Annotated in this window: 3 protein-coding genes; all 3 read right to left on the minus strand. The window is 51.8% G+C overall.

Annotated elements, in window-relative coordinates; translation table 11 throughout:
• On the minus strand, nt 1–1026 hold a 1026-nt coding region (murD, locus tag ACTHUM_RS11450), incomplete at its 3' end, for a UDP-N-acetylmuramoyl-L-alanine--D-glutamate ligase (protein WP_440402921.1).
• A 63-nt stretch (nt 1027–1089) separates the two neighbouring features.
• A complete protein-coding gene (locus tag ACTHUM_RS11455; protein WP_219089348.1) occupies nt 1090–1605 on the minus strand; it encodes a hypothetical protein in 516 nt (171 codons plus the stop codon).
• 51 nt (nt 1606–1656) lie between these two features.
• A partial coding sequence (locus tag ACTHUM_RS11460) for an SEL1-like repeat protein (RefSeq protein ID WP_440402922.1) occupies nt 1657–2522 on the minus strand: 866 nt, incomplete at its 5' end.

Below are 2522 nucleotides of genomic sequence, written 5' to 3' on the forward strand. Positions count from 1 at the left end.
TTGCAAACCGGCAATCGCGGCGGCAGTCGCGCCGACGTTCGTGCCTTTGCTGTCGTCGATGAACACCACGCCGTTTTTCTCGCCGATTTTTTCCACGCGGTGCGGCAGTCCTTGGAAGGTTTTGACGTGTTCGAGCAATGCTTCGCGCGGTAAACCGATGGCCTCACACAAAGCCACGGCAGCCATCACGTTGGCGGCGTTGTGCAGACCTTGTAACGGAATGTCTTGCGTGGCAATCAAATCTTCATCGCCTTGTTTCAGGCGACTCGTCCCGCGTTCCAACCAAAAATCGGCTTTATGTTCCAACGAAAACCATTTCACCTCGCGCCCTGCCCGTTTCATCGCGCGGCAGAACACGTCGTCTGCATTTAAAACCTGCACGCCATCGCCACGGAAAATCTTGTCCTTGGTATGCGCGTAGTCGAGCAGGTCGTCGTAGCGGTCGAGATGGTCTTCGGAAATGTTCAGCACCGTCGCTGCAGTCGGGCGCAGACTTTCAGTGTTTTCCAGTTGGAAGCTGGAAAGCTCCAACACCCACACGTCCGCTTTTTTGCCTTCACGCTGCAATTCCGCCTCCAAAACCGGCGTGCCGATATTGCCCGCGATAACGGTATCCAGCCCGCACTTGATGCAGAGATAACCGACCAGGCTCGTTACCGTGGTTTTGCCGTTGCTGCCGGTAATCGCAATCACCTTGTCGCCGCGGCGGTTCACAATGTCCGCCAGCAATTCGATGTCGCCCAACACGCGTCCGCCGTTTTGCTTGAAGGCCTCGATATCCGGCTGACGCTCACTGATGCCGGGACTGAGCGCCAGAATATCGAAACCATTATCTAACGCATCTTTCAGACGGCCCGTGTAAAACACCAGCCCATCAAACATCTTACCGATTTGCGACACACGTTCGGCTTTCAGCTCCGCATCATATGCAGCAACCTCCGCACCGTTTTTGCGCAGATAGGCAATCATGGAAATACCCGTGCCGCCAAGTCCGGCGACGAGGATTTTTTTATTTTGAAAAGTCATTTTGGTTTTGTCCTAAAACAGATCATATGAAGCAGGAGGATGTCCGCCCCCTGCTCAAGCCGCTTAGAGCATCGAGGCTTCTTTTGCCCTTCTGTGATTTTGGTTTTGCTGGTTAATCCGCTTGTATTTTTCCAGCAAACTGTTTTGGGCATAAGTCAGCGTAGTATTGAAACTCATATGCGGACCTTCCAGTGTAATCCGCGTACCGCCGTCGTGGAATACCGCTATTTTGTCACCAACAAACGGAATCTGTCTGCTGACCGGCTTGTATTTGCTCCCGAGCATCTTCATCAGCTCTTCGAATTTGTATTTTGGGAAAACAGCCTGCACATAAACCAACACCTTTTTCTCGTCGAAAATCAGCGTTACCTGCTCCAAGCCGCTAAAATCGATGGCTTTCGGGTTAACCGAATATTGGTAGCCACCCGAATACGGATTGAGCTGTTCTTTACTAAGACGGTACATCCTACCCGCTTCCGCTTCGGTCGTTTTGCCGATTTCCATACCAAACACGCTCGGCGCAGCAAAGGCAAACGGACTGACCAGCAGCAGTGCAAATAAAATCAATTTTTGTTTCATAGTTTTTTCCTTTTCCGAAGATTTATTTTTCAGACGGCATTTTACAGCCGATCAATAACCCAGCTTCAAACGGCGGTAATTGTCGCAGCCTTTTTGGTCTCCGTTGTCGCAAGCCTTACCGTACCATTCTTGGGCAAGGGCGCTGTCTTGGCGCACGCCGTGCCCTTTGTAATACATATTGCCCAAATTGAATTGGGCATCGGCATACCCTTGTTCTGCAGCCCTACGATACCACTGCACTGCCTGTGTATAGTCTTGACGGACTCCTCGCCCATCGGCATACGCCGAACCCAAATTATTTTGGGCATCGGCATCCCCTTGTTCTGCCGCATTGCGATACCACTGCACTGCCTGTGCATCGTCTTGACGGACGCCTTGCCCATTGGCATACGCCACACCCAAATTATATTGGGCTTTGGCATCCCCTTGTTCTGCAGCCTTGCGATACCACTGCACTGCCTGTGTATAGTCTTGACGGACTCCTCGCCCATCGGCATACGCCGAACCCAAATTATTTTGGGCATTGGCATATCCTTGTTCTGCAGCCCTACGATACCACTGCACTGCCTGTGTATAGTCTTGACGGACTCCTCTCCCATTGACATACATCAGACCCAAATTATATTGGGCTGCAGCATACCCTTGTTCTGCAGCACTACGATACCACTGCACCGCCTGTACATAGTCTTGACGGACGCCTTGCCCTTTGGCATACATCACACCCAAATTAAATTGAGCTTCTGCAACCCCGTGTTCCGCAGCCTTGCGATACCACTGCGCTGCCTGTGCATCGTCTTGACGGACTCCTTGCCCATTGTCATACGCCACACCCAAATTATATTGGGCTTTGGCATCCCCTTGTTCTGCAGCCTTGCGATACCACTGCACTGCCTGTGTATAGTCTTGACGGACTCCTC

The sequence above is a fragment of the Neisseria sp. P0021.S006 genome, assembly GCF_051956895.1.

Excerpts from the sequence above, each read along its gene's own strand:
- ACTHUM_RS11455 (WP_219089348.1), bottom strand. The coding sequence starts at position 1,605 with ATGAAACAAAAATTGATTTTATTTGCACTGCTGCTGGTCAGTCCGTTT.